Below are 15467 nucleotides of genomic sequence, written 5' to 3' on the forward strand. Positions count from 1 at the left end.
CCCCACACCCCACACCCCACACCCCACACCCTACCCCCCGGAAAAACTTTTTGCCGCAAACCCTGTCTAAACTCCTAGCCGATCATCCGGGTGATTTGAAAGGCTTCCGCGATCGGACCCAAGGCCAATATCGGCAAGAAAGTGAGCGCACCGAGAATTAAAATCACCCCCGCCGTCACGCCGGTAAAGAGTCCGGTATCGGTGTGGAGGGTTCCGGTGGTGGCGGCAACTGGTTGTTTGCGGGACATCCCATCGGCTAACAAGAGCAGGGCGGCGATCGGAATATACCGTCCGGCGAGTAAACTGAAGCAGGCGCTCAGATTCCACCAGAGAGCGGTCATCGTCGGTTTCGCCCCAGCCGCGATCGCAAGTGGTGCGGGCTGGGAATCTCCTAGTCCCTCGAAGCCCGATCCGTTATTGGCGGCGGCGGAAGCGTACTCGTAGATAACTTGAGATAATCCGTGAAAGCCGGGGTTACTGATGCCTTGAAAATCAGGGATAGCAAGGGCGATCGCTCCGGGGATAAGGATGGCGATCGGGTGAACCAGCAGAATTAAAAAACTCGCTAACACCACTTCCCGTTTCTCAATTTTGCGCCCGAGGAATTCCGGGGTTCTTCCCACCATTAGCCCGGTGACGAATACCGCAAGGATCAGATAGGCAAACAGGTAGGCGGTGCCAGTTCCCTGGCCTCCGAAAACGATTTGCAGGAACAGATTCGAGAGGGTGGCGAAGCCGCCGTTCGGCATCAAGGAATCGTGCATGGCGATCACCGCACCGCACATGGTGGCCGTGGTAGTTACCGCGTACAAGGCCGATTGCGCCCAACCGAAGCGTACTTCTTTGCCCTCAAAGTTAACCGCTCGATCGACCCCTAGCAGCGAGTTAATCGCCTGGTTGCCGTTATATTCCCCGATCGCTGTGATGATCGTAAAGCCGATGAAGATACCGAGGGGAATTAGATAGATTAACCGAGCTTGCTTGAGATTATCGGCGAAAACACCGTAGGTGTAGATTAACGAGGACGGAATCGATAAAATCGCCACTAATTGCACCAGATTGACGAATCCGTTCGGGTTTTCAAAGGGGTGGGCCGAGTTGCTGGCAAAAAAGCCGCCGCCGTTTTCTCCCAATTCCTTAATAATCTCGAAGTGGGCCACTGGACCGCGGGCGATCGCCTGACTGAGGTTGGGGTTTTCTAGCGTCGGCAAGATTGCCGGGCCAGCGAGGGTTTCCGGAACTCCGGCGATGATCAGGGCCATTGCCCCCACGATCGAGATCGGTAAGAGGATACGGGTGATCGCTCGGATCAGATCCACGTAGAAATTGCCCAACGGTCGCCCCGTCAGTCCCCGAATAAAGGCGATCCCCACCGCTAGACCGGTTCCGGCCGAGGTGAACATCTGGTAGCCGAGTCCCCAGATCTGACTCGCGTAGCTGAGGGTGGTTTCTCCGGAATAATGCTGTTGGTTGGTGTTGGTGATAAAGGAAATCGTCGTATGTAGCGTGGTGTCCCAAGTGGGAGCGGGGATCGCCGTCGGGTTGAGGGGAAGGACTTCTTGGCCCGCAATCAGGGAAAAAACCAGAATTGCCATCACCGCGTTACTGTAGAGAACGGCGCGGAGGTACTGCCAGCCGGTCATATTCTCTTTCCCTTTCACCCCGACGAAGCTGTAAAGAAGACTCTCGACTCGATCGCACAGTGGGTCGAGTAGGGTTCTCCGTTCCATGAAAACCCTCGCCATATAGCGCCCGAAAAAGGGGCTGATTGCCACGATTATCAGGATCGTGAGCGCGATTTGAATCCATCCTTGCAACATGGTTCGATCGACTCCGAAAAAAGGCTAGTGGTCATTGAGCTTGTGGAAATGTGGCGGCTCAATCGACGGATTCGACAAGCTCACCGTCCATGGTCGACCGGGAAACTCAGGGGTTCGCTGTCTCGAAACCGCTTGAGAAAACCAAGTTTGTCTAATTATTAGCGATCGTTAACCAGTGGATGATCGAGGGATTACTATCGCCTCTGCTGGGATGATTATAGCGATTTCAGGGCAGTCGCACACAATTCTTAACATTTTTGGACTTTGGACAAAGAAAAAAAGATTTGGGTAAAATTTACGGGTTCTCCTAGACTGGTTATGGCAAATTAGTAGTTTCAATGAGCCTAAACCCTTAAATAGACTAGGATCGAACAAAGCAAAAAGCTTTTTTATTAAAATTGCTTTTTTTAATTCTGGTGAGCCTTACTTGGCAAAGCTTGTGTGGACTATTTTCTGCTAAAATATCATAGCTACTCTAGAAGAGCCCTTTTACGCAAATCTAATTGGAGACAATATCTCCTCTTTCTCAGCGCGTAAAAAAGCTGAAAAATAGCGGTTCTTAGGAGCGTTTTGCCATAACCAATATTGATTCCGCACCATTGTCATCTGATTCGTTATCAAACAAAGCAAAATCAAAAAACAAAGCTGGTATTATAAACTATAAGCCAACGAACTGATTTTTCCAACAGCAACTGATAGTAACAAAAAAAGCAGGATTTTAATTGGTGTAACTTTTACGCCAATTAGGTTTTCTTTTGTCCAAAGTTTAATAACATTTAGTTCGTAGAAATATTAAGACAACCAAGAACAGTTTCCAGATAGTGATTATTCCAACCAGCAGTAAGTCGCTTGTTCTCAATGCCTACCCTGGCAGTCTTTTCTTGGGACAATAAATTTACGCCAATATGACGTATGACAGCTATATTTTCATAAATAAGAACCAAATTTAGGACAACAAGATGTTGAAGTTTGTTAATTTTTTGTCAGAAGAAAATGTTCTGAATCTCCATCATAATTTAACCAAAGTTTAATTATACAAGAGAAGAGATTGATAAAAATAGCAATCATAAAAAGCAAATCTTTAACATTTATCAAGCAATTATTTTTATTAGTAAATATTCTACACAACTCAGGCTAGATAAGCAAGAGAGCTACGCCACTACTACCGAATCACTACCCGACAAAACTTGAAACTGTGACTAATAGCCACTGTTTAATTCTAGGGATTACCTGAAAAAAATACTTTCCAACCAGCAGTAGCGATCGCACTTGCCAAAAGAATAATTAATGTCCAAACCTGATTTTTTTGGGTTCCTTCCACTGATTTTAGGCGATTATCGATGCCCTCAACCTTTTCAGTTAACTTTGCCTGTCCCACCTCTAGCTTATTTAATCGTTCGTCGAGTTTGTCAAATTTTTGGTTAAAATCTTTTTGGAGACTTTCAAATTTTTGGTTAAAATCTTTTTGGAGACTTTCAAATTTTTGGTCAACATCTTTTTGGAAACTGTCAAATTTTTGGTTAACATCTTTTTGGAGATTGTCAATTTTCCCCTCAATCCTTGTCAAAACAGCTTCTAGGGAATAGGTAACGGTTTCGTTAGACATAGTATCAACTCCCATTAGATATATTTTCTCGGTCCGCTATCGGAGACTATTTTAAGACTAAACCAGTTCACCGCTTTCTTGCAAAGAGTGGAGACGTTGATAGATTCCCTGCTGATTTAATAATTGATCATGGCTACCGATCTCGACAATACGACCATTATCCAAGACGACAATTTGATCCGCTTCTCGAACGGTACTGAGACGGTGGGCGATAATAATTGTGGTGCGAGTGCCTAAAATGGATTTCATGGCTAGTTGAATGGCTCTTTCTGACTCATAATCTAAGCTAGAAGTGGCCTCATCAAAAACTAACACATCTGGATCGACAATTAAAGCTCTAGCAATTCCTAAACGCTGTCTTTGTCCCCCCGAAAGACGCACGCCCCTTTCCCCTACAATAGTGGAATAACCATTAGGTAATTCCTGAATAAATTCATCGACACGGGCAATTTTACAGGCTTCTGCTACCTTCTCGAAGCTAATATTAGGATTACCGTAGGTGAGATTTTCTAACACCGTACCATTAAACACATCTACTTCTTGATGGACAATCGCTAACCGGCGCCGATACCAAGTCACATCTAAGCGACGAATATCCTCGCCATCCATCAGAATTTGCCCTTGATTCGGTTCAAAATAGCGGAAAAGTAACTTAACTAAAGTGGATTTGCCTGAACCTGATTTTCCGACTAATGCCACGGTTTGATAGGGTTCAATCAGCAGATTAATATCCTTGAGAATGGTTCTTTCTGGACTATAGCCAAAGCTAAGATTACTTAATTCTACTTTCCCCGTAAAATGATAGGGATTATGTTGGGCATGATCGGCTAAAAGACTACCAGCATCAGTGCCACTGGGTAAGTTGATAAATTCCTGTAAACGGACCATAGAAGCATAGCGACGAGCGAAAGTTTCTGCCATTTGGGATAGGGGATCTAATTCCCCATAGGCCATACTAGCTAGGGTATAGGTGGTGATAAAATGCCCGATCGAGATTTTCTGTTGAACGGTGGCTAGGAGAGTAAAGAAAAATACTCCAAATAAACTAGCCTGGACGAGGGTTTTTTCCCAAGTTATTAAGTCCACATAACCCTTATGAATGCGATAGATAACGTAGGTAAATTCTCTCTCTAAACGCTGTTTCTGACGATATAATTCCTGTCCTTCTGTGGCAAAAGCTTTGACAGTTTTGATATTAGTAATAATCTCAGAATTGCGACTTTGGGTATTTTCGATATGCCGATCAAGAATTCTTTCTTTTTGCATTAAATCTTTTAAATCTCTCACAATAAAAGCTAGAATTAATACAAAAGAAATAACAAAAGCGAGGGCGATCTGCCATTGAATTACCCAAATAACAATAAAGATACCCAAAACTCTAAACAATTTTGGGATCATCATTCCCGCCACTTCGGGATAAGTCCAAGTATGATTTTCTATCCCTTTGGCGATCCGGTTAGCGATGCGTCCTGGATTATTTTCATCGTAAAAAGATAGAGGTAAGGTGAGAATTTTGGCAATAATTTTTTTGAGATGATCTCGTCGCGCTCTTAAGGATATTTCCCAGTGAAACCATGCACCCAGCCAAGGCTGAATTGGTGCTTTAATTACTGTAGTTACGAAAATTAAGCCTAATAATACCGCCAAACTAACCCACTTTTCTGAGGCAAAGGGAGTTAAAATCATGGTGCGATTAACTAAAGATTGCACGAATCCATCTAAAGGTTGATCGGAAAGAACATTAAGAATCTGTCCGACAGCGTAGGGAACTATCAGATCGATAATTTCAAAGACACTGGAGGCAGCAATGCTCAAAAAGGCGGCTTTTTGATAATTGCGATAGTAACTGAGAATATCGCGTAAGGAAGCCATAACATCAAGTAAATTGCCAATTTTTAACTTCTATCTGGTAACTGATAACTGAAGAGACTGACGGCACTTTTAGGATTGTTTTTCTGGAGTTACCATTATACTACAATACTACAAAAATCTGCCGAACTAGAAATTTCTAGGACAAAAGCCTTGTTATAGTCTTGTATTCTCGATCAGCTATTAGTCAGGAGACGATGCTAGATCAGCTTATATTTCATCCTTGGCAGAAGCACCAGAGATCAATTTATCTAAAATTTTGACGAATATTATCACAAAAATTAATAAATTTCTGAAAGGTTTTTAAGTGTTCGGTTTTATCGATACGCTTTTTTAATTGATTAAGATAGTATTGTTCTTGAGCTTCCCCAGGGAATTTTTTAGAATAAGACAAACCTTTAGCTTCAAAAATCGACTTTAGATAAACAAAATGAAAATCGGCATGATTTCTGCAATTAAATCTACCCATTAGTTCGGGATCATTTTCGTAAACATCATAGTGTTGAACATAATCAGCTAAAAGTCTCTGTAAAGGTTGTTTAGGATTAAATATTGTACGATTGCCTAGTAGCCATGTTTCAATACATCGATTTTGAATGATTATCACGATTTCAAGTTGTGCGGGGATAGTAATATGTTTGGTGATAAAGTCATTAACATATTGTTCTCTTTCTTCGACAGTATCCTCATCAGCATCGAGACAGATGACTAGATAGTTATATTTGGATACTTCTTGAATTTTATCGATGGCGTTAGGAATTCCCTCATCAAGTATCGAGGGGTAGCCATTACCACTAATCAGAAAGTAATTGTTGTGATTGACTTGATCGTAAAAATCAACTCGCTTAAATTCGGGAATAAGATAAGTTAACCAGGCAGTATAAAGCTTTTTTTCGGTACTTCTTCCTTCAACTAAAAAATAAATATTCATCGATTAACTAATTCCTTGAGGAAATTCTTCTAGGACATTGATAAGATCAATAAAGGCTTTTTGTCGAGTTTTAGAAATATGAAAATCAGCTGCATTGTGTACCTGAATTACTCCTCCTTTACGAGTGACTATTTTCCAATAGGCAGGACTGATATTATTAATTATATAGGGATGATGACTGGTAATAATAAACTGTAAATCTCGATAATTAACTAATAAATCTTCTGTTAAAGTGTCCAAACAGTTAACCCCCAAACTATTTTCAAATTCATCGATTAATATAACGCTGCCATCAGGAGATAATTTGATCGTTGCTAAGAACATCAGGCTTTTTATCATTCCAGAGGAGATATTTGTTTCTACAATCCAGAAATGAGAGTTTTTTTCTTTTATTTGTATGCGAGGTGGCTCTTCAAGTAAACCAATTCTAGTTAATGAAACAAGCAAATCACCTAGTTCGGATGGCTCTAAAGATTCTATTTTTAAATCTTCAACTTGAGGGAAAATATCTAAAAACTTTCTCTTTATTATCTCGAACGTATCAGGATATTTTTTATAAGTGATCAGCAGTTTGTCGGAAATAGGAAGTTGACTCGATTGTAATTCAGAGAGAGAGTTATATTCGGCATATTCGTCGTTTTCCAAGATTTTATCAACTGCTGAATATGAGATATTAAACTTAAGTGGATTGAAAATCATTTTGTTAAATTCCTGTCGAACAGGGAAAACATCTTCTTCTTGATTGAAAAGCTCTATACAGCTTAAATAAGATGGTAGTTTTGGTGTCTTTGAATGTTTAAACTCAATTAACTCTTGATTTCTTGCGATCAAAACCTCTTGATCTTTTAAAAGAGTTTCACTAATTATACTAACCCTATTTTCGCCGTCATTACCATTGACTTCATCTTCTTCAATCTTGATGAGAGAACGCGCTTTTTTTACCTCAAATTCACCCAACCAATGATAACGAACATTATCATTGGTTAAAAGTTCCACATCCCATTTCACCCCATTTATGGATGCACCGTTAGCGATTCTTTTTAAATTACTAATAGCCTTTAAAATCGAGGTTTTTCCTGCACCTGAGATACCAACTAATAAATTCAAATCTGGAAAAAATTTGCAAGAATCTATACTTAATCCAGAGGATAAATCTTGATAGGATAATCTCAAAAGTTTCATAATAATTCCCCACTGCTAAAACTAAAAAGGGTGAGTTAATTCTCACCCCAAGATTTTACTGAGGATCGAGTTTTAGGACTGCCATAAATGCCTCTTGCGGGACATCAACAGTGCCGATCGCTTTCATCCGTTTCTTCCCTTTTGCTTGCTTGTCTAACAGCTTTTTCTTGCGGCTAATATCACCACCATAACACTTAGCTAAGACATCCTTTCTTAAAGCGGGAATATGTTCACTAGCGATAATTTTAGAACCAATAGCTGCTTGAATGGGAACCTTAAATTGGTGCCGGGGAATCAATTCTTTTAACTTTTCGGTTAACGCACGACCAACATAATAAGCTTTATCCCGGTGAACGATCATCGCTAAAGCATCAACGGGATCACCATTGACCATAATATCTAATTTAACTAGCTCATTTTCCCGATAGCCAATTAATTGATATTCCATACTAGCATAACCGCGCGATCGAGACTTTAATTGATCAAAAAAGTCCGTCACCACTTCCGCTAAAGGTAACTCATAAATCAAAGCGGTGCGAGTTTTAGTAAAATAACGCATATCCTTGAAAACTCCCCGACGACTTTGACATAATTCCATCAAAGCGCCTACATAGGTTTCCGGAGTAATCATTTCCACTTGGATATAAGGTTCCTCAATTTTTTCCCGTTTTTGTGGGGAAGGTAACAAACTGGGATTATCCACTTCGACAATTTCCCCATCGGTAGTAGTTACCTGATAAACTACCGAGGGAGCAGTGGTAATTAAATCTAAGTTATACTCCCTTTCTAGTCTTTCCTGGACGATTTCCATGTGTAGCAGTCCCAAGAAACCGCAACGGAAACCAAAACCCATGGCGCTAGAAGTTTCCGGTTCGTAGGATAGAGCTGCATCGTTTAATTTTAACTTTTCCAGCGCATCTTTGAGATCGGCATACTGATCGGCATCCGTGGGAAATAATCCGCAGAAAACCATCGGTTTTGCTTCTGTATAACCGGGTAAAGGCTCTTTTGCCGGTTTAGCGGTTAGAGTAATCGTATCACCCACCCGGGCATCAGCAACAGTTTTAATCGCGGCTGCCAGATAACCCACTTCTCCCGCGTGCAGTTCATTTACCTGTACCTGTTGCGGTGATAAAATTCCCAATTCATCAATAACAAATTCTTTACCAGAAGCCATAAAACGAATTTTATCGCCCTTTTTCACCCGACCATCCATAACGCGGAAATAGACAACTACCCCTCGATAAGCGTCGTAATAACTATCAAAAATTAAAGCTCGGAAGGGTTCTTCGAGGGTATCTTGGGGAGGGGGAACCAATTGGACGATCGACTCTAGAATATCATTAATACCGATCCCAGCCTTAGCCGAGGCCCGAATCGCCTCACTACAGTCTAAACCCACCACTTCCTCGATTTCCGCTGCGACCCGTTCCGGTTCGGCACTGGGTAGGTCGATTTTATTTAAAACTGGGATAATTTCGAGGTTATTTTCCAGCGCTAGGTAAACATTGGCTAAAGTTTGCGCCTCTACTCCTTGGGACGCATCCACAACTAATAAAGCTCCCTCGCACGCCGCTAGAGACCGAGAAACCTCGTAGGAAAAATCCACATGGCCGGGGGTGTCAATCAGATTAAGAACGTATTTTTGACCATCCTTAGCGGTATAATCCATGCGTGCCGCTTGTAACTTGATGGTGATACCTCGTTCCCGTTCCAAGTCCATATTATCGAGAAATTGTTCTTTCATCTCCCGTTGGGCTACGGTTCCTGTAATTTGCAGGAGGCGATCGGCGAGAGTTGATTTACCATGATCGATATGAGCGATGATGGAAAAATTGCGAATGCGAGAAACGGGAACGTCAGTCATCGTGGTTCACTGTTGGCAAAAGTCAGGGGTTTATAAAATTTTAGATTCCTTAATTCATTGTAGAGGTAAAGTCTCTAAGGCTGGAGCAAAAGCGAAAAGTAAAAGGTAAAAAAAGCTAAACTGCAAGTATAGTCAGGGTTTTGGCCTTGGCTTCCCCTCTCGGCATCCACAGGAAACTATGGTCAGTTTGAGTATGGGGACAAAATCAGACAAAGGGCAATGGCTAAGGAAAAGCTCTATGATTTGTCCAAATCCCATTACTATAGATAGGGCTGGCTGAATAAATCTAAAAACCTTGTTGGATAAGGCTTTTAGACTTTTTTCCCTCAAAAAGTGCCAGTGATCGGGGGCAAAATTCCCGGACTTTTTCCCTGAAAATTAGGTAACTGACTACTTCAAAATCGGTAAAACCCCACACCCTACACCCTACACCCCACACCCTGCCACCACGAAAAACTTTTTTCAGCAGATCCTAGATAAACTCTTGGATGAGAATCCTCGACTGACGGGTAGAATGATAGATAGCAATCATTAATAGAGCTTATGAACGACAATGCTACACCGACTCAGCGCACGGCGGAGAAAGTTGAAATCGCTATTCACCTTGACTCGGAAGTTTTAGACCAGATTAAACACCTGACTAACGATCCTAGTCGCATTATCGAAACAGCGATTAAACAGTGGCTAAGAGGAGAGAAACAACCGGATGAGGACTTAACCCGTCATCTTCGACGCAATCCCCCCGTACCACCCAAAGGGGAATGGAATGACTAAGATTTTTCAGTCTCTAATAGGTTATTTCCCGACGGAGAGACTGAAATATTTTCTTAGGTCAACCATTGATGGTAATTGAGATTTTTTCCCCAACTAAGCTGGTCATACTAAATTCGTTGAGTATAGGCTACATATCAGGACAGGCAAAAGGGGGAATAGATAATCAGTTTTTAATAACTGGATTTAGGATCATTTTGCTTGGGTACTGACAGGAGGAACAAAACTGACGCGGATAGAAATTGAAGGCCTCGATGCTATCAAAATTGCTCAGGATATCCTAGAGATGGAAGGGGTGCAAGGCAGCTACGAAGTTATCTCCGAAGTGGAGAGAGAGGGAACCCTTGCTACCATCGCCACCATCATCGGCATTATTAGCGGAACAATCACCATCGCTGAGAAATTTTACCAATTAAAGCGAAAAATTGACTCTCCTGAAACCCCGAAAATCGAACGAGTGTTCATTGTCAGCAAAAACGGCGATCGCCTGCTGCTCAAAGATGCTACCCTAGAGCAACTACAAAAACTCTTGGAACAAGAAAAATCATGAAGATACTGCATATTGACCTTCAGGAGAGGGGTAGCAATAGGGTTGAGTTCCGATTTTTCTGGGACAACCCCAACCAGATTGATTTCTACACAAGATCCTTGAGTGAAATAGACAACCTAAGTAAAAAGGCCGACACCGATTACTATACCCGTTTACCGGAAGACCACGCCAGAACAGGACAAGGTTTATACCGATGGTTAGATGGTACAGAGCGCATCCTCCAGAACGAATTAGATAGCCACCGGGGAGAGAAAATAGTTCTGGCTATCAGCACCAGCAAAAGATTAGTCCATCTACCCTGGGAATTATTACACGATGGTCAGGGTTTTCTGGTGTCTAAGTATCCCGCTATTGTTCCCCTGCGGTGGATGAAAACCGGTAATGAAAGGCTGTTAACTGTGGACAACAACCCGCAGGATCGAGCCTTAAATGTAGTTTTCATGGCAAGTTCTGCTAAGGGTGTAACGCCTATACTAGACTTTGAGGCAGAAGAAGGGAAGATCCTCAAAGCAACTAGAGGAAAACCCCTATCTTTAACCGTTGAAGAGAGCGGCTGTATTCAAGAATTAGGCGAATTGATAGCCAGTAAAGATAGAGGATATTTCGATGTTATCCACTTGAGCGGACACGCTACCATCAAGGAGCGGAAACCCTATTTTATTACCGAGACGGAATACGGAGATAGGCAAGATACCAGCGCCGAAGATATTGCCAGAGAATTACAGTTTAATTTACCTAAGCTTTTGTTTTTATCAGGGTGTCGGACAGGCTACTCCGATGGTGATGAGATCCTTTCGATGGCCGAGAAGTTATTAGAAAATGGAGCTAAAGCTGTTTTGGGGTGGGGTCAACCCGTCAGGGATAACGAAGCTGCTGACACGGCGGCCATCCTCTATGAAAAGCTTTCCCAAGGCTTTACTTTAAGCGAGTCGTTAGCTTTTGCCTATCAGAAATTATTGGGAAATCAGGCGAGGGATTGGCATTGTTTACGCCTCTATGTGAGGGGAAGTATCCCAGAAGCTTTGGTAAAGAGAGGACAGAAAAAACCTTTACCTCCCGTATCCTTTGTTGACCAATTTGTGGACCCAGAAACGAAATATTTGCGGGTAGCCACACGGGAAACTTTTATCGGTCGCCGCCGCGATCTTCAGGATTGCTTGCAAGTGCTGAAAAAACCCTTTGATAATCCTAAAGCAATTCATAAAGCTGGGGTTTTCCTGCAAGGTTTTGGTGGTAACGGGAAAAGTACCCTCGCCGCTCGTCTGTGCGATCGCCTTCCAGACTATACTAAGCTTGTCTGGTGGCAACAAATTGATCAAAATAGCTTGGTTAATACCCTAGCTAAAAAATTAGACCGTCCACAACGTCAAATCCTTCGAGATTCTAACGAGGAGCTAGACTATCGCTTAAAGGATGTTTTTGGTCAGTTAAACCAGCCTTTTTTGCTTATTCTTGATGATTTCGAGTGGAACTTGGAATGCCCTTCATCCAGCGATGACTACATCCTTGAAGCAAAGGTAGCTCAACTATTAAAAGCTCTCGTTGAGGCGATACAGGAAACCAAGTACTATCATCGCCTGATTATTACCTCGCGCTATACCTTCAATTCCCGTCTATTAGAGGAATTTTATCATCTGAACTCTTTGCCTTCTCTCAAATACAAAGAGTCCGATTTAGAAAAGAAATTGCGGCGGTTAGAGCATTTTAGTTCGGGTAAGATTGATAAAAGCTATATAGAAAGAGCTTTAAATCTTGCTGATGGCAACCCCCGTCTGTTGGAATGGCTCAACAATGAGGTTTTAAGTTCAGGGGATATAGATGCTAAATTGCAGTCATTTGAGAATGGATCTGATGTTACTTGGCGCGATAAGATAGTCTGGCGGTTAGAGGAAAAACCTCAACTCTTGACGGATGAAGCTCTTGAAAAAGTGGTCAGTAATTGCCTAATCTATGAAATTCCTGTCCCTTTGGCTGCTTTAGAAGCGGTTTGTCAATCGGTTCCCAACTATCAGAAAAAATTACAACAAGCACAAGATAAAGGTTTGATCGAGGTAATCCACAATGACGACAGAGAAACCCTCTACCGCGCCTCCCACATCAAACATATTAACCCCCATATCGAGCTTCCCAAAGATGCAAGTAAGCTTTCTGATTTAGAGAAAACGGCAGCCAAGGTTTTAACCGAACTTTGGGGGAATAAAGAAAACGAAAATGAGGAAAGATGGGCAGAGATTTTTCGTCTCGTCTTTGCGGATAAAGAAAATCCTGAAAGGTTTAGGGAACAATTCGATAAGATGATCTCGGTACAATATAACCCAGAAGCTGATCGCGCCTACGAAAAAGAACTGAGAAAACAGAGGGAATATCTCGAAGCAAATCAAGATCAAATCTATCAAAAGTTAGAGGAGTACCTACAGCAACAGGACTGGAAAAAAGCCGACTATGAAACCGCTTTCATTATGTACCAATGGATGGTTATAGAAAATTATTATAGCTTCTACGAACTTTTTAGGGAAGTATCCCTAGAGGTAATCGATGAGATTGACCGCCTCTGGGTGCAATACAGCGAAGGGAAATTTGGCATCAAGGGACAAGCGAAAATTTACCGTGACCTTGGGGGGACGGAAGATTATAATGAAGAAGTATGGAATAGTTTGGCGATTCGCGTTGGTTGGAGAGAAGGAGTTAGGTGGTTGGAGCTTGAAGAAGTAGCATATCATGCTACAACACATAAGGAAAATCACTTCCCAATACTTATGTGCTCCCGAGTAAATTATAAGGGGTGGAATTTCTTGTGGCAGGAGGCGTTCATTGTGGGTGCGAGGATGGTAGATCATTGTGGGGTATCTCTTCTCTCGCGTCAAGACTTAAAGCAGTGTAACATATAGGCTTACAAGATTTTATAAACAATTATTAACAGGTAATTTTCCACGAAGCCATGCGGGTTCTGGGTTTTGGATACCTGTCACCGAGGGGTCAGCCACTCGCCCGATGTTTTTGTAGTATGCTTCCTACTAGAAAGTTATGGGTGAGAAAATCTTTGTGTTCTTTGTGCCTTTGTGGTTCTTTCTTGCGCTTTTTGGTAATCTTCACTGCTGCCATTAATTTACTCCCCCAATGGTCTTGGATTATCGTTAATCTTGTGGATTTTCAATGTTTCGGGCAGCATGAAGTACCGCAATAACATCGATTTGGTCAGGCTTGATATAATAAATTATGCGATAAGAACCCTCGATAACTTCTCGGATCTGCTCAGTTTCAAACTCCGGAACAAGACGACCCGAAAAAGGAAAATTAGCGATCTGTTCTGAGCGTCTGGTCAATCTTTCCACCAGTCTTTGAGCATATTGAGGGGAGTTTTGTGATATGTAGTTGTAGATGGCTGATAAATGATTAACGGCGGTTTCTGTCCAGAAAACTTTCATGACTCTAGCTTGAACTTAGTGCGTACTTCTGCCACAGAAATAACCTTTTCCGCCTCACTATCGGCTAATCCTGCTTCAATTGCCTGTCTCACATAAATCTCATACATCAGATCGTCCCATGTAGAATTATCCGGCAATTTATCGATTAAATTTCTGGCTTTTTGTTTAATGTTTTTTATTTCCATGATGGTTTCCAAAATGACTCCTGACAGTTTACATTATAGCAAGATAGGCTCTTAGAAATGGTGTATTCTAAAACCACCGCTAACGCTCAGAATATCCAAAAAGGCTTTTCCCTCTCGATGTCCTCAACGAAACCTCAACCCGTGATTGGTGTTAGTTGGTGGATAAATGCTGTATATTTACTCTCGTCGCCGCTTAATTCACACGCAGCAGCGCAGAAACTTGCTCAACATTCATTGCTGTATGTAACAATACAGGAGGAGTTTATCTCAGGAGTTCCACGGTGATTAGAGAGCTAGACCGTATTACTGTTAATCCACAAATATGTCTTGGACAGCCAACGATTCGAGGAATGCGTATCACTGTAGGATTTGTTTTGAAACTGTTGGCTAGTCAGTTATCTATTCAGGAAATCTTAGAGGCTTATCCAGAGTTGGAGGAGGAAGATATTCGCCAGGCTCTTAATTATGCAGCTTGGGCTGTATCCGATTATATCGTTAGCTTCACTTCAGCAGCCGTAACGCACCGCTAACTTTAATGATGGTGGGTGATATAATTTAAAATTCTGAGGTAAATCATGCAACTAAAACTAACAAAAATATTCCAGAAAGTTCCCGAAGGCTATATTGGTTTTGTCGAAGAATTGCCAGGAGCTAATACTCAAGGAGAGACTCTAGAAGAAACTAGAAGTAATTTAGAAGAAGCAATTGAGCTAGTTTTAGAAGCTAATCGTATATTAGCTGAAGAGCAACTGCAAGGACAAGAAGTGATTCGAGAGTCTGTTACTTTCTGGGCTGCATGAAACGTATAAACTTAATTCGTCATTTAGAAGCTTATGGCTGTGAATTCTTAAGAGAAGGCGGCAATCATACGATTTATGTAAATCGTGTCAATCAGAAATCTTCAGCCATTCCGCGCCATCGTGAAATCAATGAATTCTTGACGCGGAAAATTTGTCGAGATTTACAAATACCAGAACCATGAGTGCGACTCCTGTTAAGCTGCTGTAGAGTGTAGGGTGCGTGTTTGCGGCTACTAATTTGGATAATAAAATAAAACTAACAATCCGCCGTAATGACTCCTGACAGTTTACATTATCAACTATTCATTATTAATTAAAAAGGCGATCGCAAAATTACGCCTTCTTAAAAAAGAGATTAAACACCTTAAGCAAAACCCAAAGGTTGAAACTGAGTATCATTGATAATTTTAACCGTTTCCCCCGACTGCTTAATCACAAACAAACCGCGCCGATAGCCATAG

The 15467-nt window shown here is 41.9% G+C and carries 15 protein-coding genes and 1 pseudogene; 6 read left to right on the forward strand and 10 right to left on the reverse strand.

The window, feature by feature from the left end:
* Positions 1–74 precede the first annotated feature (74 nt).
* The 7 genes from kdpA to PN470_RS13925 all read right to left on the reverse strand — a co-directional run bounded on the left by kdpA (position 75) and on the right by PN470_RS13925 (position 9744).
* Complete coding sequence (gene kdpA, locus PN470_RS13895; RefSeq protein WP_272104699.1) at positions 75–1820, reverse strand: potassium-transporting ATPase subunit KdpA; 1746 nt, start codon at positions 1818–1820, stop codon at positions 75–77.
* 1219 nt (positions 1821–3039) lie between these two features.
* Entirely contained in the window at positions 3040–3426 is a 387-nt protein-coding gene (locus tag PN470_RS13900) for a DUF4164 family protein (protein ID WP_103113222.1), read from the reverse strand.
* A 57-nt stretch (positions 3427–3483) separates the two neighbouring features.
* On the reverse strand, positions 3484–5298 hold the full coding sequence (locus tag PN470_RS13905) for an ABC transporter ATP-binding protein (protein ID WP_272104700.1): 1815 nt from the start codon (positions 5296–5298) through the stop codon (positions 3484–3486).
* A gap of 244 nt (positions 5299–5542) precedes the next feature.
* Positions 5543–6226 (reverse strand): hypothetical protein, encoded by a 684-nt coding sequence (locus tag PN470_RS13910; RefSeq protein WP_272104701.1) that lies wholly within the window; start codon positions 6224–6226, stop codon positions 5543–5545.
* A 3-nt stretch (positions 6227–6229) separates the two neighbouring features.
* A complete protein-coding gene (locus PN470_RS13915) occupies positions 6230–7408 on the reverse strand; it encodes an AAA family ATPase (RefSeq protein ID WP_272104702.1) in 1179 nt (392 codons plus the stop codon).
* Positions 7409–7463: 55 nt separating this feature from the next.
* The gene (gene lepA, locus PN470_RS13920; RefSeq protein ID WP_272104703.1) at positions 7464–9275 is read right to left on the reverse strand and encodes a translation elongation factor 4; all 1812 of its coding nucleotides are present in this window, start codon (positions 9273–9275) and stop codon (positions 7464–7466) included.
* A gap of 286 nt (positions 9276–9561) precedes the next feature.
* Positions 9562–9744: a hypothetical protein gene (locus tag PN470_RS13925; RefSeq protein ID WP_271934927.1), complete on the reverse strand. Its 183-nt coding sequence runs from the start codon at positions 9742–9744 to the stop codon at positions 9562–9564.
* Positions 9745–9818: 74 nt separating this feature from the next.
* Between PN470_RS13925 and PN470_RS13930 the strand changes: the two genes are divergently transcribed.
* The 3 genes from PN470_RS13930 to PN470_RS13940 all read left to right on the forward strand — a co-directional run bounded on the left by PN470_RS13930 (position 9819) and on the right by PN470_RS13940 (position 13484).
* Positions 9819–10049, forward strand: coding sequence for a type II toxin-antitoxin system CcdA family antitoxin (locus tag PN470_RS13930; protein ID WP_002732463.1), 231 nt, complete (start codon positions 9819–9821; stop codon positions 10047–10049).
* Between the two features lie 283 nt (positions 10050–10332).
* Complete coding sequence (locus PN470_RS13935) at positions 10333–10596, forward strand: hypothetical protein (RefSeq protein WP_272104704.1); 264 nt, start codon at positions 10333–10335, stop codon at positions 10594–10596.
* Entirely contained in the window at positions 10593–13484 is a 2892-nt protein-coding gene (locus PN470_RS13940) for a CHAT domain-containing protein (RefSeq protein WP_272104705.1), read from the forward strand. The genes PN470_RS13935 and PN470_RS13940 overlap by 4 nt, the downstream gene beginning before the upstream one ends.
* Before the next feature lie 246 nt (positions 13485–13730).
* Here PN470_RS13940 and PN470_RS13945 read toward each other — a convergent pair whose 3' ends face one another.
* Positions 13731–14021, reverse strand: a complete 291-nt coding sequence (locus PN470_RS13945) for a type II toxin-antitoxin system RelE/ParE family toxin (RefSeq protein WP_271934919.1) — start codon at positions 14019–14021, stop codon at positions 13731–13733.
* Positions 14018–14206, reverse strand: coding sequence for a hypothetical protein (locus PN470_RS13950; protein ID WP_069474714.1), 189 nt, complete (start codon positions 14204–14206; stop codon positions 14018–14020). Before PN470_RS13950 ends, PN470_RS13945 begins: the two co-directional genes overlap by 4 nt.
* Positions 14207–14487: 281 nt before the next feature.
* Here PN470_RS13950 and PN470_RS13955 point away from each other — a divergent pair, with 281 nt between their 5' ends.
* The 3 genes from PN470_RS13955 to PN470_RS13965 are packed head-to-tail and all read left to right on the forward strand — an operon-like array spanning position 14488 to position 15188.
* Entirely contained in the window at positions 14488–14736 is a 249-nt protein-coding gene (locus PN470_RS13955; RefSeq protein WP_002762195.1) for a DUF433 domain-containing protein, read from the forward strand.
* A 45-nt stretch (positions 14737–14781) separates the two neighbouring features.
* A complete protein-coding gene (locus PN470_RS13960) occupies positions 14782–15006 on the forward strand; it encodes a type II toxin-antitoxin system HicB family antitoxin (RefSeq protein ID WP_002734968.1) in 225 nt (74 codons plus the stop codon).
* Entirely contained in the window at positions 15003–15188 is a 186-nt protein-coding gene (locus PN470_RS13965) for a type II toxin-antitoxin system HicA family toxin (protein ID WP_002735013.1), read from the forward strand. The genes PN470_RS13960 and PN470_RS13965 overlap by 4 nt, the downstream gene beginning before the upstream one ends.
* A 182-nt stretch (positions 15189–15370) precedes the next feature.
* Here PN470_RS13965 and PN470_RS13970 read toward each other — a convergent pair.
* A pseudogene (locus tag PN470_RS13970) lies at positions 15371–15467 on the reverse strand (DUF3782 domain-containing protein); the annotation flags it as partial.

Source organism: Microcystis sp. CS-574, assembly GCF_028329095.1.
Taxonomy (GTDB): domain Bacteria; phylum Cyanobacteriota; class Cyanobacteriia; order Cyanobacteriales; family Microcystaceae; genus Microcystis; species Microcystis ichthyoblabe_A.